16 protein-coding genes, 3 pseudogenes and 1 other annotated feature are annotated in these 21,061 nt (G+C 63.7%); of the genes and pseudogenes, 4 read left to right on the forward strand and 15 right to left on the reverse strand.

Annotation, left to right across the window (positions count from 1 at the left end; translation table 11 throughout):
• Positions 1-89 precede the first annotated feature (89 nt).
• The 4 genes from FB466_RS09215 to FB466_RS09230 all read right to left on the reverse strand — a co-directional run bounded on the left by FB466_RS09215 (position 90) and on the right by FB466_RS09230 (position 7,366).
• Positions 90-2,282, reverse strand: a complete 2,193-nt coding sequence (locus FB466_RS09215) for a leucine-rich repeat domain-containing protein (RefSeq protein WP_141917800.1) — start codon at positions 2,280-2,282, stop codon at positions 90-92.
• A 335-nt stretch (positions 2,283-2,617) separates the two neighbouring features.
• Positions 2,618-4,789: a leucine-rich repeat domain-containing protein gene (locus tag FB466_RS09220; protein WP_141917802.1), complete on the reverse strand. Its 2,172-nt coding sequence runs from the start codon at positions 4,787-4,789 to the stop codon at positions 2,618-2,620.
• A gap of 386 nt (positions 4,790-5,175) precedes the next feature.
• Entirely contained in the window at positions 5,176-6,909 is a 1,734-nt protein-coding gene (gene menD / locus FB466_RS09225) for a 2-succinyl-5-enolpyruvyl-6-hydroxy-3-cyclohexene-1-carboxylic-acid synthase (protein WP_141917804.1), read from the reverse strand.
• Positions 6,902-7,366, reverse strand: a complete 465-nt coding sequence (locus FB466_RS09230; protein WP_141917806.1) for a PLDc N-terminal domain-containing protein — start codon at positions 7,364-7,366, stop codon at positions 6,902-6,904. The genes menD and FB466_RS09230 overlap by 8 nt, the downstream gene beginning before the upstream one ends.
• Before the next feature lie 52 nt (positions 7,367-7,418).
• Between FB466_RS09230 and FB466_RS09235 the strand changes: the two genes are divergently transcribed.
• Positions 7,419-7,778, forward strand: coding sequence for a DUF4229 domain-containing protein (locus FB466_RS09235; RefSeq protein ID WP_141917808.1), 360 nt, complete (start codon positions 7,419-7,421; stop codon positions 7,776-7,778).
• 39 nt (positions 7,779-7,817) lie between these two features.
• Here the strand turns inward: FB466_RS09235 and FB466_RS09240 are convergent, their stop codons facing one another.
• The 3 genes from FB466_RS09240 to FB466_RS09250 form a co-directional block, all read right to left on the reverse strand.
• The gene (locus tag FB466_RS09240) at positions 7,818-8,588 is read right to left on the reverse strand and encodes a TetR/AcrR family transcriptional regulator C-terminal domain-containing protein (protein WP_141917810.1); all 771 of its coding nucleotides are present in this window, start codon (positions 8,586-8,588) and stop codon (positions 7,818-7,820) included.
• Positions 8,589-8,648: 60 nt separating this feature from the next.
• The gene (locus FB466_RS09245; protein ID WP_246054600.1) at positions 8,649-9,707 is read right to left on the reverse strand and encodes a 1,4-dihydroxy-2-naphthoate polyprenyltransferase; all 1,059 of its coding nucleotides are present in this window, start codon (positions 9,705-9,707) and stop codon (positions 8,649-8,651) included.
• Between the two features lie 128 nt (positions 9,708-9,835).
• Entirely contained in the window at positions 9,836-10,921 is a 1,086-nt protein-coding gene (locus FB466_RS09250) for a hypothetical protein (protein WP_141917812.1), read from the reverse strand.
• 296 nt (positions 10,922-11,217) lie between these two features.
• Between FB466_RS09250 and FB466_RS09260 the strand changes: the two are divergent.
• Positions 11,218-12,085: pseudogene (locus FB466_RS09260) on the forward strand (IS30 family transposase); the annotation flags it as partial.
• 15 nt (positions 12,086-12,100) lie between these two features.
• Here the strand turns inward: FB466_RS09260 and FB466_RS09265 are convergent.
• Positions 12,101-13,365: pseudogene (locus FB466_RS09265) on the reverse strand (IS3 family transposase).
• Positions 12,953-13,080, reverse strand: a sequence feature (AL1L pseudoknot). It overlaps the preceding pseudogene by 128 nt.
• Positions 13,366-13,411: 46 nt before the next feature.
• Here FB466_RS09265 and FB466_RS13960 point away from each other — a divergent pair.
• Positions 13,412-13,594: pseudogene (locus tag FB466_RS13960) on the forward strand (IS30 family transposase); the annotation flags it as partial.
• Here FB466_RS13960 and FB466_RS09275 read toward each other — a convergent pair.
• The 6 genes from FB466_RS09275 to FB466_RS09300 all read right to left on the reverse strand — a co-directional run bounded on the left by FB466_RS09275 (position 13,531) and on the right by FB466_RS09300 (position 18,687).
• A complete protein-coding gene (locus tag FB466_RS09275; RefSeq protein WP_141917816.1) occupies positions 13,531-13,875 on the reverse strand; it encodes a hypothetical protein in 345 nt (114 codons plus the stop codon). The pseudogene FB466_RS13960 and the gene FB466_RS09275 overlap by 64 nt on opposite strands.
• Positions 13,876-14,079: 204 nt before the next feature.
• Positions 14,080-15,303 carry an AMP-binding protein gene (locus FB466_RS09280; protein ID WP_246054601.1) on the reverse strand — a complete coding sequence of 408 codons (1,224 nt, stop codon included), beginning with the start codon at positions 15,301-15,303 and terminating at the stop codon, positions 14,080-14,082.
• Positions 15,304-15,351: 48 nt separating this feature from the next.
• Entirely contained in the window at positions 15,352-15,843 is a 492-nt protein-coding gene (locus FB466_RS09285) for a hypothetical protein (RefSeq protein ID WP_141917817.1), read from the reverse strand.
• A 365-nt stretch (positions 15,844-16,208) separates the two neighbouring features.
• Positions 16,209-16,535 carry a hypothetical protein gene (locus FB466_RS09290; protein WP_141917819.1) on the reverse strand — a complete coding sequence of 109 codons (327 nt, stop codon included), beginning with the start codon at positions 16,533-16,535 and terminating at the stop codon, positions 16,209-16,211.
• A gap of 74 nt (positions 16,536-16,609) precedes the next feature.
• The gene (locus tag FB466_RS09295; protein WP_141917820.1) at positions 16,610-17,518 is read right to left on the reverse strand and encodes a 1,4-dihydroxy-2-naphthoyl-CoA synthase; all 909 of its coding nucleotides are present in this window, start codon (positions 17,516-17,518) and stop codon (positions 16,610-16,612) included.
• A gap of 68 nt (positions 17,519-17,586) precedes the next feature.
• A complete protein-coding gene (locus tag FB466_RS09300) occupies positions 17,587-18,687 on the reverse strand; it encodes a MerC domain-containing protein (RefSeq protein WP_141917822.1) in 1,101 nt (366 codons plus the stop codon).
• Positions 18,688-18,851: 164 nt separating this feature from the next.
• On the opposite strand from FB466_RS09300, the gene FB466_RS09305 reads away from it, so the two are divergent.
• Complete coding sequence (locus tag FB466_RS09305; protein ID WP_141917824.1) at positions 18,852-19,844, forward strand: o-succinylbenzoate synthase; 993 nt, start codon at positions 18,852-18,854, stop codon at positions 19,842-19,844.
• A gap of 165 nt (positions 19,845-20,009) precedes the next feature.
• Here the strand turns inward: FB466_RS09305 and ccsB are convergent, their stop codons facing one another.
• Positions 20,010-21,014, reverse strand: a complete 1,005-nt coding sequence (gene ccsB / locus FB466_RS09310; protein WP_141917987.1) for a c-type cytochrome biogenesis protein CcsB — start codon at positions 21,012-21,014, stop codon at positions 20,010-20,012.
• Positions 21,015-21,061: the final 47 nt, after the last annotated feature.

Genomic DNA, 21,061 nt, shown 5'->3' on the forward strand with positions numbered 1-21,061 from the left:
GGCAGGTGAGGTGCCACCGGGGGTGCGCAGGTTAAGCGGTGTGGCTGCGTGTCCGGCACGCCGGGTGGCGGGCCGGACACACGGTCACGCTATTTCGCGGACTCGTCCGAGGTCGCAGAATCCGTCGAGTCGGTGGACTCGGTGGGAACTACGGGGTCGGTGGGCTCCTCGGTGGGTTCGGGCTCGACCGTGGGCTCGACCGTGGGCTCCTCGGTGGGCTCGGGCTCGACCGTGGGCTCGACCGTGGGCTCCTCGGTGGGCTCGGGCGCAGCATCGACTGACGTCTGCACGACGGTACCGGAGAAGTAGCTGAGGAACGCCGAACCGGGGTTAAGCGCAACACGCCAGGTGAGCGTGTTGTTACCGGCAGCAGCGAAGGTCCAGCCACCCGTTGCGGCGTCAACAGTGGCGGTGCTGGATGTGGAAACCACAAACTTACCGTCGAGGTTGAACAGCGGGTTGTTCTGCACCGCACCGACGGCGAGGTCGCCGAGAGTAACGGTCTGGCCTTCAATCCAGAGCCGGTCGAGGGTCAGGCTCTTCAGCGGTGACACATCGGCGATGTTGTTGGTCCAGGCGTAGAGCCAGCTGAGCTTGCTCAGGCCGGCCAGCGGCGACAGGTCGCTCACCTGGTTCTGCTGGATTTCCAGGGTCTTCAGGTGTGACAGACCGGCCAGATCGCTCAGACTGGTGATCGCCGTGTGCGCCAGGCTCAGCTCGGTCAGCGCGGTCAGGTTCTTCAGCGGCGACAGATCGCTCACCTGGTTGTTGGCCAGGTTCAGCGAGGTGAGCTTGGTGAAATCTTGCAGCCCAGAGAGGGTGGTCACACCCGCGCCGGAGCAGTCAAGAAGGGTCACCGAACGGGCCTGTGTCTTGGTGATAACCGCGTTGGCGTCCTGCTTCAGCACGGAATTGATGCAGGTGCGCAGAGCCTGGTCCTCAATCACAACGCCCGATCCCTCGGAGGCCTGGTTGATGGTTCCCGAGAAGTAGTCGCCTACCGTCTCAAGCGCCCGCACGGGGGCCCGCCAGGTGAGTGTGTTGTTGGGGGCCACCTCGTCAAAGCTCCAGGTATTCGCGGCGGCATCGATCGTTGCGGTGCTCGACGCGGGCTGGACAGCAACACCGTCAGCATCCTTCAGGGGGTTGGCCTGTGCCTCGCCGACGGCGAGCGTCGGCAGGGCAGCGGTCTGACCCTCAATCCACAGACGCTCCAGCGACAGGTTCTTCAGGGCCGAGAGGTCGGTGACCTGGTTGGTCCACAGGTAGAGCCAGTTCAGCTCGGTCAGACCGGCCAGCGGCGTGAGATTGCTCACCTTGTTCTGCTGCAACTGCAACTGCGTGAGCTTGGTCAGACCGGCCAGCGGCGTGAGGTCGGAGATGGTGTTCTGGCCCAGCGAGAAGGAGGTCAGGTTGACCAGCGACTCCGCGCCACCCAGGTTGTTGATGCCCGCGTTGGTGCAGTCGAGCGAGGTCACGCTGGCCGCCTGAACGGCGCTCACGGGAGCCTGCTGGTCCCCACCGCGACCGATGGCACGGTTCACACAGCTCCGAAGGTAGTCGCTCGCGAAGACGACGGGCGTGCCCTCCACCGTCTGCTTCAACGTGCCCGAGAAGTATCCACTCACGGGTGTCGCGTCCAGCGGCGCACGCCACTGAAGCGTCTGGTCACCAAACGCGCTAAACGTCCAGGTGTTCGTGGTGGCGTTGACCACAGCCGTGCTCGAAACCGGGGTGACCATCTGGCCGCGGAAGTTCTTCACGGGGTTGGCCTGAACAACACCGGGCTGGATAGCGGGCAGGGTGACAACCTGGCCCTCAATCCAGAGGCGCTCCAGCGAGTTCGTCAGGGATGACAGATCGGCGATCTGGTTGGTCCACAGGTAGAGCCACTTCAGCCTGGGCAGCGCGCTGAGGGGCGCAACATCGCTGATCTTGTTCTCCTGCAGCTGCAGCGTGGATAGCGTCGTCAACCCGGCGAGCGGGGTGACATCAACAATTGCGTTGCTGGCCAGGGAGAGATTGACGATGCCCGTAAGGCTCTCGATTCCGCCCAGGCTCACGATGCCCTGGGAGTCACAGTTCAGCGACGTGATCGTCGCCGCCTCCGCCACCGTGACGATGGCGTCTGGAGCCAGGCCGAGGCTCGATGTCACGCAGGACGCCAGCTTGGCGTCGGCAAATGCAACCGGGGTTACGATTACCGCCGATGCCGGCTGGGCCAGCAGAACCGACCCGGCAGCAAGTGCCGAGACGGTCAGTAGTGTGAGTAGTTTTTTCACAGTTACCTTTCTTAAATAGTTGGGGTGGGTTGTCTCCCGGTGGGTGAACACCGGTGAATCGTGGAGGGCTATCGGGAGCGCATGAGGGAACTCCGACGGCCCAGGCGAGGGGATTGCGCCGGGATACCGTGAGATACCTACCGGGTGTGGGATGGGGATGGGGAAGATGAACCGTGCGTCAATTAAAAACGAATAAAACGGTATTTATAAGTGTATGGGAGAAACCTTCCGACATCAAGGTTTCTCTAAACTGATCGGAGCGACCAGAGGCGCACCGCGGGATGAGGGTGGAGTGGCGTACCAGCCCACCCTCATCCCGGTGTGAAACCGAAAGGCTACCCAATGGTGTCGGAGTCCGTCGGCTCAGTTGCCTCGGGTGTCGGCTCGGTCACCGGAGGGGTGACCACGGGCACCTCACGGGCTGCACTTGCATCCTGCACAATGGTGCCGGAGAAGTACTGCTCCACCGGGAGGGTGCCCGAGGCAATCAGCACACGCCAGCTGAGGGTGTGCACACCGACCACGGGCAGAATCCACTCGCTCCCGGTCGCACCAACCTCGGCCGTGGCAGAGGTCACGGCAATCGCGCTGCCGTCGGCGTTCACGAGCGGACCGGTCTGCGTCTCCCCGGCCACGATGCGCGGCAGGGTCACCGCCTGTCCCTCCGCCCACAAACGGGTGATCGAGGTCAGCCCCGAGAGCGGCGAGATATCTGCAATCCGGTTCGAATACAGGTACAACCACTCCAGCTGGGTGAGCCCGGCCAGCGGCGAGATATCGCTCAGAGCGTTCTGCTGGAGTTGCAGCACCCGGAGATGTGTCAGCTCCGAGAGCGGCGAGATATCACTGAGTGAGTTACCGGACAGGTTGAGCGTGGTGAGATTCGTGAACGCCTCCACGCCGCGCAGATCGGCAATACCTAAGTTGGCGAGGTGCAACTTGGTCACCAGTCGGGCCTGGCTCTCGGAGATCGCCGAATCAGCCGCCTGGCCCAGTACGGAGTTGGCCGCCGCACGAAGGCGAGCATCCGCGATGGAGACCTGAACCGAATCCGTCTCATCCGCATACTGACTGACCGTTCCCGAGAAGAACTGACCGGTTAGGGTGCCACCGAGCGGTGCCCGCCAGGTCAGCGTGTGCTCGCCAACTGTTCCCAGGGTCCAGGAAGTACCCGACTCGGCCACAACGGCGGTATTCGAGGCGAGCGCCGGAGCGGACCCGTCTGCGTTCGCCAGGGCGAGGCTCTGCTCGACACCGACACTGGTTGCCGGCATCCGAATTGTCTGGCCCTCAGCCCAGAACGAACCGGACGGAAGGACACCGGCCAGCGGCGACAAGTCTGCGATTTTATTGCCCGCAAGGCGGAGATCAACCAGTTGAGTAAGCCCCTGTAGGGGCGTCACCTCGCTGATGTTGTTGCTATTGGCGTAGAAGACCCGCACATTGGCAAGCGTGTCGATCCCCTCCAGGGAATCAAGACCCCTCGAGGAGCAGTCCAGGACGGTGATCCGCAGGACATCCGCCTCCACGAGGGGCGCGTCCTCAGCAAGACCCAGGCGATCAGCTACGCACCCCCGCAACACGGGGTTACCCAGCATGAGGTTGGTGCGGCCAGAAGATTGCGAGACAGTGCCCGAGAAGTAGGTCTCCACGGGGGTCTCGGTGCCCATCGGGCCACGCCACGAGAGCGAGTTTTTCCCGGGTGCGGTGTAGGACCACGACGAGGTTGCCGGGTCGAGGGTAACCGTGTCGTTCGCGACGGGCAGCAGCGTGGTACCGGCCCAGTTGACGATGGGGCTCGATTGCACGGCACCCACCGCAACGTTGTCAAGGGTGACCGTCTGCCCCTCCATCCACAGGCGCTCCAACTGGATGTAGTTGGCCAGCGGGGAGACATCCGAAATCTGGTTACGCCACAGGTACAGCCAGGAGATTCCCACCAGATCCTTCAGTGGCGTCAGATCCGAAATCTGGTTCTCGGCGAGGTCAACGTGATACAGAATGCCGGGGGTCGCCAGCGGCGTCAGATCCGAAATCTGGTTGTGACGCAGCGAGAGGTCGGCCAGCTTACGCAGCCCAGACAGTGGGGTCAGGTCGGAAACCTTCGCGTTGTTGATGCTCAGGTCGGCGAGGTTGGAGAGCTCTTCCAGCCCGGTGAGGTCGCTCAGGTAGGTGTCATTGAGGCTCAGCGTGGTGAGCTTCTGTAGGTCGGCCAGACCCGTCAGATCGGTCACATACGTCTTGTTCAGGCTGAGCGAGGTCAGGTTGGTGAAGTAGTGGAAATCCGCGGTGCTCTGAATCGCCAACCCGTCACAGTTGAGAGTTTTCATCCGGGCCAGACCGGTGATGTTGACGGTCTGCTCCCACGGAACGCCCAGGGCATCCCGCACGCACGTTTCCAGATACTTATCGGTAAAGACGGCGACATTGTCGTCGGTGGCGGCCGAGGCCGACTGCGGGCTGGATGTCACCAGTCCGCCAGCCGCCAGTGCAGCGGCAACGCTCACAGCAAGTAGTTTTTCACGCGCAACTTTCGGTTGATTTTTCGATAAGAGCGTGCGTATTCCACACGGAGATGCCGGGTGCGACAGGTCTATTTCCCCAGATAGAGCCGTTTAGCGGAAACTTTTAGGACCGACAGCCACCGCACCCCCAACCGGTACGATATCGACGGCCACGCTAAACGGATGGCACCCGCTCAGCGTATGGCTTAAGTCTTTTGGGTACCACCCAGCCCACCCTCAATAACGACGCCAGCACCGATTCTCCGCAGCTGGCAGCATCAAAAATGCAGATGGGACATAAGAAACCCACAAATCCGTGTTTATTCTCCACCTGATAACGTTTCGCTAACGCGGCGGGAGGAAGCGTGTACCCGGCGTGATTGCCCCCGCTACCGGGCGAGCGGAACCTCGACAATGCTGGGCCCCGTCACCGGAACCGTGAGGAGCCGGTCGAGTTCACCACGGGTCGCCGCGCGGCTATAGGCCCAGCCGTAGGCCGCCGCGAGAGACTCGATAGCGGCGGAGTGGGGGGTGAACATGACGCGGTCGAAGAGTCGCGCCTCCGCCGAACCGGCCACCTCCAGGTCGTCAAAGATCGTGCCGCCGCCGTCATTACCCACGAAGATTTGGATGCGCGGGCGCGTCTCACCGGGCGTGAGCAGCAGCGAACCCACATCGTGTAGAAAGGCCAGGTCGCCCAGGAGAACCCGGGTAACGCCGGGTTGGTCATCCGCCTGGCTGGCCTGGGCAATACCCATCGCGGTGGCGAGAGTGCCGTCAATACCGGCCAGGCCCCGGTTGGCGTAGACGCGGATGTTACGGCCGGGCGCCAACCCGTCCAGCGCGCGGATCAGGCGGGAAGCCCCCAGCACCAGGCGATCGTGCGGCCAGGTGGCGCGCCACACCGACTCGCCCACCATGCCGCGGGTAACAGGCTCGCGCAGGGCGGCGACCTCGGCCTTGGCATAGTCGGAGCGTTCCCGGTAACCGGTCTCGCGCGCGGCCGCCAGATCGGACACGTGGGCGGTTGTGTGCTCGGCGAGCAACTCCCGGTCACGCACCACCCACCCACCCAGCCACGAGCGGTCGAGCACCCCCCCCGGCTCCGGGGCGTCAACCCGAATAGCCCGAGTAAAGCGGGTCACCCGGTGGCCGGGGTTGTAGAGTTCGGCACCCACGGGGGCGACCACCGTGGTCTCCACGTCGGCCCCCACGATCAGCGCCGGAATCTCGCGGCTCAGGGTTGGATGCCCAAAAACAATTACTCGCCGCACCCGCCCGCCGCACCCGGGGTCGGTCAGCAACTCGCGGTAGTTCACGATGAGTTCGCGGCCGAAGTGGGCACCACTGGCCACCTCGGCCAACAACGGCAAGCCAGCCGCGTGGGCAAATCGCTCGGCGTCCGGGCCAGCCCCCGTGCCCGCGACCACCACCGCACCCTCGCGCAAGTCGAGAGTCCAGGAATCGGTGCGCGGATCGGCGGGGTCGCCCGCGGGCGCGGGATCCGTGGCCGCGTGGTGGCGGTCCTCCCGGAAGCTGGCCAGCAGCGGGTCCAGATCGGGCAGATCGCCCGAGAGGGGCTCGGTAAAGGCGAGATTCAACTGGACCGGTCCGGCATTACGGGTGACCGTTCCCGCGGCGACCGCCACAGCCCTGGCCGCAAGCTCCTGGGCGCGGAGGCACTCACCGGGGAGCCCCGTGGGGGCCGGAACGTCAACGCTCAGACGCGTGGCCGCACCAAAAAGGTGGGCCTGCTCGGTGGTCTGGTTACTGCGGATGCCGCGCAGCTCTGGCGGTCGATCGGCCGTCAACAGGATGAGGGGCACCAGCGAGTGGTGCGCCTCCAGCACGGCCGGGTGCAGATTAGCCACGGCGGTGCCACTCGTGGTGATGACAACAACGGGGCGATCCGACTCACGGGCGAGGCCGAGGGCACAGAACCCGGCGGAGCGTTCATCCACTCGCACGTGCAGGCGCAGCAGGCCACGCCTCTCCATCTCGGCGACCACGAGGGCGAGCGCCTGGGAGCGGGATCCGGGGCACAGGACAACATCCTGTACCCCCTCAACGATCAGGGAGACGCAGAGCGCGGCAGCGGCTGCGGTGGAAGGAGCCTCAGTCATTCGACGTGCGCGGCCCCCCGGGGCGACCCGGCTCGGGGTCGGTTCCCGTCTCACTCTGGGGAAGATCGCCGCGGTCGGTCTCGTCGGGGGTGCCCTGCGCATCGCCGACGGTGGGGGCGTCGCCGTGCGGACGATCACCCGGGTACACCTCCGAGTCAAGCTCGGCGAGCTCTCGCTCGATATCCTGGATGCGCTTGTCAAGTTCTGCATCCCGGACGGTCGTACGCGTAAAAGCGGGGTCGTCATCCGGGGCCAGCGGACGAGCGCTGTGGATCTGCCCCCGGCCCATCGTAAACCAGAGGATACCGCCCACGACGGGGAGCACGGCAATCACCACCACCCAGATGGATTTATTCACACCCCGGGCACGTTTGGGATCGGACATTGCGGCATCAACCAGCGCGTAGAGCGTAAAAATAACGCCCACCACAGCACCCACGAATAACAGCCGGATCATCCCACTATGCTACCCGGCCCGGATGTGAGCGGGGGCGAGTTACACTGGGACGGTGAATTCGCGAAAAACCTGGGTCCTGTACACGTTTGCCCGTTTAGCGTTTTTTGTTGTGCCGCTGCTCGTACTCAACTATGTTGTGGGCTTCCAGCTCTGGGTCGCGGCTATCGTGGCCACGATTATTGCGACGGCACTCTCCGTTATTTTCCTGCGCCGGGTGCGCGAGGATGCCTCGGCAAGCATTTACGAGTGGCGCAACCGGGATCGCACCGAAGACGATATCGCCGAGGACGACATCCTGGACGCCACGGGCGTTGAACGCATCACGATCTCTGACGATGAAGAAGTCGGCTCCGCGGCCCTGCGTTCGGCCGCCGCGCGCGACTCTTCGACGGACCCGGCAGACGAGCGCTAAGCGCCCGACATATCCGCTCTACCGTTCGCGGCAGAAGGCCTAGGCCGCCTGCGCCCGAATGAAGACCTCAATACCGTCGATGAGGCGCGCCAGGCCAAACGCAAACGAGGCGGGCGGGTCGCTCTCCTCGTCGTAGGCGTCTCCGGCGGCCGCACCCACACGCCCAGAAATCGGGTAGCGTGAACCGTCCATCACGCGCTGAAGCACGGGGGTGTTGATCTCCCACCACCCCGCGTCATCCATCCCAGACTCCTCATCGACCGTTTCAGCGTCCTCGGTACTGCGCGCAGCGCCAGCCACGAAACCCGTGATCATGGTGACAACCCGGTCCATCTCGACATCGTTCAGGCCAACGCCATCCACAGAGGCCAGCTGCCACTCGTAGCGGTCGGAGATGTGGGGGCCGAGCCAGGAGCGGGTCGTGTCCACGCGGAGGAGCCAGGGGTGGCGTCGGTATTCCTCCCAGAGCTGCATCGCGACGGCCGTGATGCGGGCACGCAGGTCACCCTCGTGTGGCGGGAGGGGCGACTCACCGGCAACCTGATCAACCATGAGGCCAATCAGCTCGGCGCGACCGGGCACGTAGGTGTAGACGGACATAGCCCCCAAGCCGAGACGGTCGGCGACGCGACGCATGGAGAAGGTGTCGATGCCGTCGGCATCCGCCAGCTCAATCGCCGCGGTTACCACGGCATCCACGGTGGTCTTCTGCTTGGGCCCTCTGGTTCCCTGCGGGTCGCCGAGAACATGACGCCACAGGAGGACGAGGGTGCGGTCGGTGTGATCGACTGCCGAAGTTTCACGAGCCATACGGCTAGCTTAGCTAGTTCGTACGCCGTACTTTATTTCACCCCGTTTCGTCCCGGCCGGTTAGAAGGCGATCGCTGCGCCCTGCGCGATCGCGTAGAGCAGCGCCGTCAGCGTGGTGAGCTTGAGCACCAAGATAAGCTCCTGCGGTGTCTTCGCCAACAGCATGATGGCACAGGCGGGCAGAGCCGCAAGCAACACGAAGAAAACAAACACCGTAATCGGGTAGAAGAGCGCAAAGACAATCGCACACACAAACGGCAGCAGCATAAAGATGCAGTACAGAACGCGCGAGGCCAGGTCACCAATGCGCACCGACAGGGTGTGTTTACCGGCCAAACGATCGGTGGGGATATCCCGGATATTGTTGGCAAGCAGGGTCGCGACGGCGAGGAAGCCGATGGCGGCACCGGCGAGCCAGGCCTCCTGAGGGATGACATCCGACTGAATGTAAACCGTGCCGACGGTGGCGACCAGGCCAAAGAAAATAAAGACCATGAGCTCGCCCAGGCCCGCGTATCCGTACGGCTTCTTACCACCCGTGTAGAACCAGGCGGCCAGCAGGGCAACCACGCCAACGGCGAGCAGCCACCAGCGCTCGCTGAGAATAACGATGACGAGGCCCGCAACCGCGGCGACCCCAAACCAGGACAGCGCCACAATCAGCACCGTGCGGGGGCGGGCCTTCCCCGAGGCGGTCAGGCGTTGCGGGCCGACGCGAAACTCGTCGGTACCACGGATGCCGTCTGAGTAGTCGTTCGCAAAGTTGACGCCGACCTGTAGCGCGAGGGCAACGATGAGGGCAAGGATGCTGAGCGTGAGGTCAAACTCACGCAGCATCTGGGCGATCCCAGCACCCAGGATAACGGGGGCAATCGCGAGCGGGAGGGTGCGGACACGCAGGCCAGACATCCAGTCACCGAAGGTGGCCGGAGTGACCCGAACCCGGTCTTTTTTGGCGGGGTTACCGGATCGTCCGGCACCGGAGGATCTCTTCGCGGGGGTACCCGATGCGGCCGGGCTTTTACCCGCCCCGCCCGCTGCGCGCTTCGCCGCCCGCTCGTCTCTCTGCCGTTTCTCGATGGCTCGTGCCGGGTCGAGACGCTGTGCCTTGGCTGCCACGGTGTTTCTCCCAAAATGTTGTGATGTGAGGCGGGCGGTAACCTCCACCCGTTCGCGCGCAAAATCGCTGAGTTCATTCTAGGCTGCCGACGCAGAAACGTAACGGGCGGGACGGGGCATTGTGCGTGTTAGCCCCAGAGGCCGCGGGGCTTCTTCCGCGCCTCCACCTCAGCCTCCTCCCGACCCTTCCGCATCGCCTCCTGCCACTGCGCAAACAACGGACTCTCCGGATCCCGCGACCCCACACCCAACAACGCAGAACGCGCCACCGGCCCCTCCTCCTCCGGCACCCTCGGCGCAATCAAACCACGCGTCGTCTTCTTCCGCTCAGAACCGCCAGCACCCGCACCAGCACCACCGCCACCGCCACCCATTACACCCATACCACCACGCGCACCCGCCGCACCCGAGCCAGAACCACCAGCACCGGCACCACCAGCACCGGCAGCACCACCGGCTGCACCCGACACACCCGCACCACCGGCCACCGCAGAACCCACACCTCCAGCACCGACCCGCGCAGCACCCGCCGCCAACCCAGCACCCACAACACCACCAGCACCAGCGGTCACGCCACTCCCCCCATCATCCGCAACCGGACCCACACCCGGAACATGACCCACCCCAATCGGTACCTCAACTTCACCAATAGGAACCGGAACAGCCGGAACAACCGGATACGGCTCACCCGGCTCAACCGGAAGATGCCGAAAAATCGGCCCACGTGGAGGAGCCGGAAAAATCGGCCCACCCGGATACGGCTCAACCGGAACGACCGGCTCAACACCACCGCGACCGTCACCCGGCACAACAACACCACCGTCATCACCCGGCACAACCTGATCTGCCCAATCACCACCATCCGTCACGAAACCATCCGTCCAGGTGTCATCGTCTCGCTCATCCTTCACCGGATCTGGTAGCGAACTCGCCCCAACGGGAGGAATCCAGATATCGCCGCCCCTCGCCTCCAGGTCTTTTGAGTAGCCTCTGGCGGCATATCGAAGCGTTTTCAAGGCTTTTTCGGCAGCATCTTCACGCGCCTGGGACATTGCCCTCTGTGCAAGTTCCAGACCAGCCACACTTGCGATTGTGCCAAAAAACGGCAAAACAGCTGAACCGCCGGCAATAATAGCTGCCTGTGCTGCCGAACTAATCTCCGCATCAGGAAGCGCCTCGTAAGCGTTTGCAGCATCATCCATGGCTCTGTTCATACTCATCATCGCCTTCATAACAGACCCAATAACGTCGTTGTTCTTCAGGAAATTCTTAGAGTCCTGATAAAAAGCCTCTGCGGCAGAATCGGCCGATTTACCATCCCACCCGGGTCGAAAAGCAAGTTTTCGTATGGTCTCACCAGATGATTCAACTACAACCTTCAGTCTGCGAAACTCAGCTAGTTCACAGCGAGGACCGTACCCGACTCGTCGTAATTCATCTTCAAAAACGCCCACAGCGCTTACCTCTCGGTGGTGTCATAGCGTGGTAGCAACAGGGAGGGGTGTTGCTGATGTTTCCGCGACGGCAGTTAACGTTTCAGGACAGGGCAGAGAACGCGGTTGGGCTCAAGCGTGGGTTGAGTGATCGTGAGATTGGTGAGTTGATCGGTCGTGACCGGTCCGTGGTTTGGCGTGAGCGTTCCCGGAACTCGTTGGAAAGCGGCCGGTATCGCCCCCGTGAGCGCGGATGTGCGGGCGCAGCGTCGGCGTTCCCGTCCGCAACAGCATCGTATTGACGCGGTACCAGCATTACGGGCCCGGGTGCGGGCTGATCTTTGGGCGTCCAGGACGCCGCGTCAGATCGCGGGGAGGTTGCGTGTGGAGGTCAGGAACGGTTGTGTGGGACTCATGGAAAACTCACCCACCGCTGAGGGACTAACGGTGTCTCACGAAGCGATCTACCGCTGGATTTATGCTCATCCGAAAGGCGAGCTCGCCAGAGAGGGCATCCTCCTGCGATCGAAACAGACGAGGCGGAAGCGGCGGGTTCCGCCCGGTGAACGCACCGGAGGGCGCATTATCGGGATGGTATCCATAGATGACCGGCCCGAGGCGGCTTCTGACCGGCGGGTGCCCGGCGCGTGGGAAGGAGACCTCATTATCGGAGCACACGGTTCAACCGCAGCCGTCACGTTAGTGGAGCGTCACTCCCGATACGTCATCATCCTCGGGCTTCCCGAGGGAAAGAACGCTGACGGAGTCGCTGACGTCCTCATCGACCGGGTGAGTGATCTCCCGAAGCATTTACGGGGCTCGCTGACCTGGGACCAAGGAACCGAGATGGCCCGCCACGCGCAACTCACACTCGCGACCGAACTCCCCGTGTACTTCGCGCATCCCCGGTCACCCTGGGAACGCCCGAGTAACGAGAACACGAACTGAATCGCCCCGGGTTTAGTGGAGGGCGAGTTCTCCCGGCGCCGGCTGGCGCTGGGAGTTCATCTCACGGTAGTACGCGTTCTCTTTCTCGATGGGTGTGAGGTATCCGATCGAGGAATGCAGCCGGTTCTCGTTGAACCAGTGCACCCAGGACAAGGTAGCGAGTTCGAGGTCGTCGGCGCTGCGGAACGGGCCGTCGATTTTCACGCACTCGGTCTTGTAGAGGCCGACGACGCTCTCGGCGAGGGCATTGTCGTAGCTGTCGCCGACGGTTCCGATCGACGCGATCGCACCAACTTCAGCGAGCCGCTCGGTGTAGCGCAGAGCCGTGTATTGAGAGCCAGCGTCCGAGTGTTGAATGACTCCCGTGACGTCCTCGCCAGCCTGGTCCCGAACCCACAGCGCCATCTCGAGCGCGTCCAGCGGCAGATCGGTCGACATCTTCGACATTGTCCGCCAGCCGACGATGCGACGGGAGAACACGTCGGTGACGAACGCGGTGAACGCCATCCCCGACCACGTCGGCACATATGTAAAGTCGACCACCCAGAGTTCGTTCGGCCGATCAGCGTGAAACTCGCGCTTGACGTGATCCTCTGCCCGCGGCGAAGAGTCATCGGGACGGGTAATGATGAACTACCGGCCCCTGCGAATGCCGCGCAGCCCCTGCTGACGCATGAGGCACTCGACCGTGCAACGGGCGACAGTGATGCCCTCACGGCGTAGCAGCCGCCAAACTTTGCGCGCGCCGCTGATCCCGCGACCGAATTTGCCGTCCCAGAACACCCGCTCGATCTGGACCACCAACTCGGCATCGGAGACCGCTCTGGCCGAGGCTGGCCGCTTCTTGAAAGCGTAGTAACCGGACGGAGCGATCTTCACCCCGTGCTCGGAGAGCACGCGGCAGATCGGCTCGGCCCCGTGCTGGTCACGATGGTCATCGATGAACTGAACTACCACGGCAGTCGCGGGTCGAGCTCCCGCGCGAAGAAACTCGACGCAGCGAGCAAGATCTCGTTCGCCCGCTTCAGCTCACGCACTTCCGCCTCGAGCTGCTTGATCCGCTGTCCATCGTCTGTCGTCGTGCCCAGGCGTTCGCCCGCGTCGATCTGAGCCTGTTTGACCCAACCACGCAACGTGTCTGGATTCACCCCGACGCGCTGCCCGATCCGGATCACTGCCTGGTTCACAGACAGCTCGGGGTCTTCCTTTCGCGCCTCCTGCACGAGCCGCGTAGCTCGCTCCCGCAACTCCTGCGGATACTTCCTCAAAGCTGGCATAGATCTCATCCTCTCGGAATTTCAGACCCTCCACGAAACCCGGGGCGATTCAAACGGACTCATCAGAGAATATCTCCCCAAAGGCACCGAGATCACCTCGCACCAACCCTACCTAGACGCGATCGCTGACGAGCTAAACAACCGACCCCGACAAACGCTCGGGTTCTACACACCCAAAGAAATCTTCCAACAGCTACTCACCAAACCAGTTGTTGCTACCACGAATTGACACCACCCAGCCTCAAGAGCCTCTAAATCACGCATCGTCTCTCGAACATCTATCGCCCGCACCGCGATGAACTCAGGGGCACACTGAGTAAAATGCGCCAAAAGATCAGCCACCCAGCTCAGCTTCGATACAAACGGCGCAAGGGCTTCCGAGGTGACCTCGCCGAACTCGGGCGGGCGAGCCACCGAGAGACCCGTGCCGCTCAGATCATCAGCGGCCATATGAAGCTTGTTAAGAGTGGCCTCGACCTCTTCCGGGTCAAGACTGATCGTGTCTGTCATGAAGGGAACCCTTTCGCTGCGTGCAGGGGGAACAAACAACGGTGAAACAGAACGAGGCGCCGTCACAGCGTGACAATGCCCCCACATCCGCTGGCCTCCGAATCATCCCTAACGAGACCAACAATATGTTTTACGCTAAAGGAGACCCACCCCCAACGCAAACCGACACAACGACACCGAGCACCCGCACAAGAAAGAGTTCATCTAAAGCCCATGAGAAGAACCGAGACCGAGCAGCCGACGGAGAGCCTGACGGTCAGGTTTACCGCCCGGAAGAAGAGGAACCTCATCGACGCGCCAGAGTTCAGCGGGGACAGCCGCACGCCCCAGCTCAGCAACCACGGCAACACGAACGGTTTCGAGCATGGCCCGTCCGGCATCCGCGGGAACGAGGCCGGGAACCACCACCCCCCCAGCAGGAAGAACGAGCACGGGTACGGTACCCCAGCGCTCACTCGGTCGCGACAAGACAACCGCCGACGCGCACCCGGGCACCCCACGGATGACCTGCTCAACCCGATCAAGGGAGACGTTGACCCCACCACTCACGATCACATTGTCGAGACGACCCAGAATCGACAGGACCCCGCCCATCAATTCACCGGCATCTCCCGTGCGGTACCAGCGGGTGTCGCCGTCGCGGATGAAGTGGCGGGCGGTCTGCTCCGGGTCGCCCAGGTAACCCTCGGCGAGGGTGGGGCCAGAAACCTGCACCTCGCCGCCACGGATGCGCACACGGGTATCGCCAATCCCGACGCCGTCGTAAACACAACCACCGGACGTCTCGGTGGAACCGTAGCTGCGACGCAGCGGCAGGCCCAGCACGTGGGCGCGCTCGCGCCAGACATGCGGCACGCCCTGACCCCCCACCAGGATGGCACCGAACGACTGGAGGGCGGGAAGGTCCGCGGGAACGGCATCCGCGTGGTCCAGGATGACGCGCAACTGGGCCGGAACGAGAGAAACGTTGAGCCGAGCATCGGGGGCCGTGCGGATCAGAGCGGCGACCGCGGCTGGGTCGAACGGTCCGGGCGGGAGAATCAGCGGCTCGGCACCGGCGAGCTGTGAGCGCACCAGCGTGTGGATACCGGAGATCAGGTGGGTGGGCAGGGCCGTGACCCAGCGGGCAGGGCCGCCGAGGGCATCCGCGGTGGCGGTGGCGCTCGCGCGCAGGGCCGCCGCGCTGATCGCGACAGACTTGGGGATTCCGGTAGAGCCGGAGGTGTGGACGACAACCGCCGTGCCCGCGGGCACCGTTCGGGGCAGGCTCGGCGGCAGGACCGTGCCAGAAGCGTATGGCAGGACAGCGTGGATGCCTGCGAGCGCACCGCGGAGTTCGGCGAATAACACGGCCGGGTCAGCCGTGGAGACGCGGTGGAGGGGGATACCCGACGCTGCGGGCGGAGTGCGGGGCGACGGGGTACTCACGGGAAACAGCCTACGCCGGGGCTGCCCCGGAATCACCGTCTTTGCCGACTATCGACCATCCTGAGGTGCGACATCGGCAAGCTGCACCCATCCGCGCTCATTCACCTCGAGCGCCCCTGGATACGGCACGGTGTCAGGGCCGCGGGTATCTCCGGACAATTCCTCGGCAGAGAGGGTCACCGCCCGCACCGTCTCGCCACCTTGTTGAAAAACGAGAAGCCCCCTCGTGAGGAAGAAAGAGTCGGTGACCTGCGGGTGGGAGTATCCGGTTTCGGCCCGAACACGTTCCGCGGTCGAGTACGGCGGAAAATAGGACACCTCGTCCCAGGCCCAGTCAGTAGCCTGCGAGAGGGTACCGGCAGGTGCTGCGGAGTCAGCCGATTCCCGCAGGAGAGTGGTGACCCGAGTCACGTCCTCTGGGGCAGGTGTTGCGGTGGCCACCGAACATCCGCTGATCAGGATGACGACAGCGCCTGCCGCCCCCACCATCCGGAGAAGTCCCGCGAACCATCGTCTCGACGGTGAAGGCTGCGGGTTCACGAGAAACGCTCCTGTCTGGGCCGATCACGAGGAGCTCGCCACTCTTCACAGCAGCCCGAATCTCTGCCGCGAGTTCCTCCCGGCTTGCATCTGGATGTTCCGCGAGCCCCATCAACCCCAGCAAAATACTGAAACTGGCCGATAGCAGCGTTGGCGGAAACCCCCGCCCAGCCCGGTTCACCTGCGACCTTCGCCCAGACACGATTCGATGCATCACGTGTCCGGGAGGACACCCGGCACGCCTCCCCCAGATCGTATCGAGGGGCAATGGCTATCTGTGCTAGCTCATCTTCGAACCGACCCATAGGGGTTTCCTTTCAGTGGGAGTGCAGCACAACAGGGGGACAGCAAGATTGGGGCGAAACCTAGAGCGCGAAATCGGGGTCGAGACCACGCAACTCTGAGGCGTTCTCCTCGTCAATCACACTCAGATCATTTATCGTATCTGCCACGTTTTGGGCGGCGATGACACCCCGCTCGGAAGCGACCCGAAAGACTTCTTCCGCGACTGAAGCAAAGGATTTCAATGCCCGGTCGAAGGGTAACGTTGAGCCTTCGCCCACACACGTCACACACCCAAATGAACTCTGACGGGCAGCGAGATCCGCGCCGTTTTCACGCAGATTGCGGATGCGAACCTGGACAACGTCGGGCTCACTTGAAATTTCCTGAGACAGGGGACCTCCGCACATAAATAAACGTTATCACCATACTGTAAAGCCGGAGCGGAGATAAACACCCGGGACTCCCCGGCTCCTCACCCCCTCTAGTAGTGGTACGGAAACGCGCTCCAATCCGGGTCTCGCTTCTCCAGGAACGAGTCCCGCCCCTCGACGGCCTCGTCCGTGCCGTAGGCCAGTCGGGTGGCCTCCCCCGCAAAAATCTGCTGGCCAACAAGCCCGTCATCCACCGCGTTAAAGGCGTACTTCAACATCCGGATGGCCGTCGGGGATTTGCCCAGGATCTCACGCGCCCACTCCAGGCCCGTGCTCTCCAGTTCGGCGTGCGGCACCACCGCGTTCACGGCACCCATCTCGTAGGCGCGCTGGGCGCTGTACTCACGCGCGAGGAAGAAAATCTCGCGGGCATTCTTCTGCCCGATCTGGCGGGCGAAGTAGGCACTGCCGTAACCGGCGTCAAAGGAGCCGACATCGGCATCCGTCTGCTTAAACTTGGCGTGCTCCGCGCTCGCGATACTCAGGTCGCACACCACGTTGAGCGAGTGGCCGCCTCCGGCCGCCCAGCCCGGCACAAGCGCGATGACCACCTTGGGCATAAACCGGATCAACCGCTGCACCTCCAGGATGTGCAGGCGACCGCCGCGGGCCGTGTCAATACCCGTGGCCGTGAGGTCATCGGAGTACTTATAACCGTCGCGGCCGCGGATGCGTTGGTCACCACCGCTGCAAAAGGCCCAGCCGCCATCCTTCGGGCTCGGCCCGTTACCGGTGAGCAGCACCACGCCGATGCGCGGGTTGGTGCGGGCATCTTCCAGAGCGGTGTACAGCTCGTCAACGGTGTGCGGGCGGAACGCGTTGCGCACCTCGGGCCGGTTGAATGCCACCCGCGCAATGCGCCCGGTCGTGTCGTGGTGGTAGGTGATGTCGGTAAGATTCTGGCTACCGGGGGCATCCGCCCACTGTGCGGGGTCAAAGATTTCAGATACGACAGACATGACGCCTAGCCTACGGCCAGTGCAGCCCGCCGGCAGCAGGCCCCCACCGGGGGAACCTCCGCGGTGATCTACGCCCCCCCGTACGGGGCCATTGCCTGAATGAAGGAGCCGCGAATCTGATCGCTCAGTAGGCCCTTGCCCCTGAACGTAAGCGTAATACCCTCCCGTGGTGTACCGTATTGGGCGACCAGGGCATCCTGCTTGGCGGCAAAATCTCCCGTCGTGTCTTTCGAGAGGTCGATGATACCAGCCCAGAAATCACCAGGCTCACCGTCCAGATATGCGCTGTACCAGGACCACTCCACCTGGGTTGCCGGGTCGGCGCTGCCAAAGAACTTGGTCAGGTAGTCGTCCTCGATACCCGCGCTCGGCTCATTGATGGCGCTCGGTGTCCACATCCCGTTCTTCACCAGAACACCCGAAACGATACTCATCACGCGCTTCTTGTCGGTCATGCTCGTGACGGTTGAGGTGGTGTACCACTCCTCCGCGTTGTAATCCACGAGCATCGCCTCACCACCGTAGCCGTTGCGGGCCGGGGTGAGCGACTCGGGCACGGGGGTGGCCCACTTAAAACCAAACTCATCCGTGAGCGCCGTACGGATCTCCGCCATCATGGCGTCAACGTTGTCCCGGGTGTCCTCCAGGCTGGGCTGATCCAGGATGACCTGGGGGTCCACATCCTTAATACCGGGATAGGCTTCCCAGAATTTCTGGTCGGCAGACTTCTTCTCGTCATAGTTGCCGGTCGCCGCGGCGTTGACCGCCGAGAAACCGCCCACCGTAAAGGAGTTCACCAGGAGCGCGAGGACAAGCGCACCGGCACCGAGAGCCCGGCCGCGCTTGGTAGCAAACGCCGCAATCGCGAGACCCAGCACTACCATCTGGATGGCCAGCATATTGATGCCGTAAAACTGACTGCTGCCCTGACCAAAGAAGGCCAGTAACACGAGCACAACCGCAAAAAGCGCGGAGACCGAGAGGGCGGCAATGCTCAACCAGTTGGGGCGCACCCGCTCCCGCTTGCGGGGCGTGACGGTGACGCCCTCGACGTCCCGGGCCTCCCGAGCCGCGGCCTCGTCGGCGCTGCGCCAGGAGGACATGGTACGGGTGGCACCGCGGTAACCGCCGGGCGGGGGGACGGGCGGGGCACCATCGGGTAAAGACACGAAAGTGTCCTCCTCACAAAAATCTCGCGCGGATACACGAACTCAGGGGGCTGGTCGCGCCAGCAACCTCTCAATTGTGCCACGCATTACTGAGACTCGGCTCCAGGAAGACGCGTGGGGTCACCGGCACCGCACAGAAACCGCCCTGAGGGAGAATGGCAGGTATGGACATCCCGCTGAGCGACATCCTGCGCGCACTGCGCGTGGTGAGCATCCCCACCCGCACCCGTTTCCGCGGAATCACCACCCGCGAGGCGGCCCTCGTGCGGGGCCCCGAGGGGTGGAGCGAGTTCTCGCCCTTCCCCGAGTATTCGGATGCCGAGGCCGCCACCTGGCTGGCCGCCGCGATCAACTTTGGCTGGCACCCACAACCCGCCCCCCTGCGCGACACCGTGGCGGTGAACGCAACCGTTCCGGCGATTGCGGCCGACCGGGTTGCCGAGCTGCTGGCGCGTTTCCCCGGCTGCCACACCGTGAAGGTGAAGGTGGCCGAGGCCGGGCACACCCGTGATGACGACTACGCGCGCGTCCTCGCCGTGCGCAGGGCGCTCGGCGAGGACGGCAATGTGCGCGTGGACGCCAACGGTGGCTGGTCGGTGGCCGAGGCCGAGGCGGCGCTCACCCGGCTCGCCCCGCTGCGGCTCGAATACGCCGAACAGCCCGTGGCCACCGTGGCCGGGTTGGAGGCGTTGCGCGCCCGGCTCGCGGGCAGCGGCCTGCTGATCGCGGCTGACGAGAGCGTGCGCAAGGCGAGCGACCCACTCGACGTGGCCCGGCGCAGGGCCGCCGACATCCTCGTGGTGAAGGCGCAACCGCTGGGAGGCATCCGCGCGGCCCTCCGCATCGCCGAGCAAGCGGGGCTGCCTATCGTGGTGTCGAGTGCCCTCGACACCTCGGTGGGACTGTCGATGGGGGCTCTGCTCGCGGCCAGCCTCCCGACACAAGACTTTGCGGCCGGGCTGGGCACAGCGGCGCTGCTCGCGGGGGACGTGACCGAGCATCCCCTGCTGCCCGTGGGCGGCGAGATCCCCGTGTCGCGGGTGACCCCCAGCGAGCGGATGCTCGACCGCTTCGCTGCGACGCCCGAGCGGTCCCTGTGGTGGCGTGAGCGCATCGTGCGCTGCTACACAGTCCTGGCCGAACGACCCGCCGGTTAACGGGGAAGCGGCGTGTGGGATGTTCCCCCCGGATCATCCCGCACGCCGCGGTCTATGTGCCCTACCCCTTTTAATGCCAGCACGGACAAGACTTCGATTATACACGCCCCAACAGCCTTCCTCACCGGCGGTGAGGTCCAGAGCGGGCCGTCACTCATTCTCCGGCTACAGGCCAGAGTAGGCGTGCAACCCCTTAAAGAAGAGGTTCACAATCGTGAAGTTAAAAATTACGGTCGAGTAGGCGATGATGCAGAGCCACGCGGAACGCGAACCGCGCCAACCGCGGGTCGCACGGGCGTGAATGTACCCGGCATAGAGCACCCAAATGATGAAGGTCCAGACCTCCTTGGTATCCCAGCCCCAGTATCGACCCCACGCGTGCTCAGCCCAGATGGATCCGGCGATGAGCGTGAACGTCCAAAACACAAAACCGATGATGACCATGCGGTAGCTCAGATTTTCGAGCGAGTCGGCGTTGGGGAAGCTCCGCAGGAAAGCAAACGGTGCCCGGGGCGGCGTGCCGGAACCATCAGCCGGGGCCCGAGTAAGAGTGGCGGTGGAGCCGCCAGCAGCAGCGCCTGACTCGGAGGCCGACCATCCCGAGCCGAGATCGGAGGCCGCGGCCGTCGTCGCCAACCCCTGCGCCCCGAGAATCCGCTCACGCCGCGCCTGCATCAGCTGCGCGATCGACAGGCCCAGGCTGAGGGTCAGGAACCCCACAGCCACCACGGCCACCATGATGTGGATCACGAGCCAATACGAGTCAAGGGCCGGCGGCAGGGGCATGGAGGCCCGAAAAAAGTTGACCCGGGCGACACCGAGGAAGACGAGCGTGAGCCCCGTGACGAGCGTCCCCAAAAAACGCATATCGTAGAAAAACTGGATGATGATGAACACGGCAACAATCGCCAGGGTGGCGGTGAGGGCAAACTCGTACATATTCGCCCACGGCACCCGGCCAGCATCAATACCGCGCACCACGGTTGCCGCGAGGTGGAAGAGCCAACCAAGAACGGTCAGCGAGAAGCCGATACGCTCGGCCCGGGAACGCACCCGAACTCCACCGTCACCGACAACGGGCTCGGCGTCGCTACCGGCCCGATTGGCAAGGTCTACCGCAAAGAAGATGAATGCCAAGGCGTACACGAGCAGAGCCGAGAATAACGACATCTGCGAGTACTGCTCAAAAGTCTCCAACACAGTCGTTGAGTCTACCG

Origin of the sequence: Klugiella xanthotipulae, from assembly GCF_006716695.1 — a bacterium.
Lineage (GTDB): Bacteria > Actinomycetota > Actinomycetes > Actinomycetales > Microbacteriaceae > Klugiella > Klugiella xanthotipulae.

Excerpts from the sequence above, each read along its gene's own strand:
- FB466_RS09295 (WP_141917820.1), bottom strand. The coding sequence starts at position 17,518 with ATGTCTGTCGTATCTGAAATCTTTGACCCCGCACAGTGGGCGGATGCC.
- FB466_RS09305 (WP_141917824.1), top strand. The coding sequence starts at position 18,852 with ATGGACATCCCGCTGAGCGACATCCTGCGCGCACTGCGCGTGGTGAGC.
- menD (WP_141917804.1), bottom strand. The coding sequence starts at position 6,909 with ATGACTGAGGCTCCTTCCACCGCAGCCGCTGCCGCGCTCTGCGTCTCC.
- FB466_RS09275 (WP_141917816.1), bottom strand. The coding sequence starts at position 13,875 with ATGACAGACACGATCAGTCTTGACCCGGAAGAGGTCGAGGCCACTCTT.
- FB466_RS09250 (WP_141917812.1), bottom strand. The coding sequence starts at position 10,921 with ATGAACAGAGCCATGGATGATGCTGCAAACGCTTACGAGGCGCTTCCT.
- FB466_RS09240 (WP_141917810.1), bottom strand. The coding sequence starts at position 8,588 with ATGGCTCGTGAAACTTCGGCAGTCGATCACACCGACCGCACCCTCGTC.
- ccsB (WP_141917987.1), bottom strand. The coding sequence starts at position 21,014 with ATGTCGTTATTCTCGGCTCTGCTCGTGTACGCCTTGGCATTCATCTTC.
- FB466_RS09230 (WP_141917806.1), bottom strand. The coding sequence starts at position 7,366 with ATGATCCGGCTGTTATTCGTGGGTGCTGTGGTGGGCGTTATTTTTACG.
- FB466_RS09290 (WP_141917819.1), bottom strand. The coding sequence starts at position 16,535 with ATGTGCGGAGGTCCCCTGTCTCAGGAAATTTCAAGTGAGCCCGACGTT.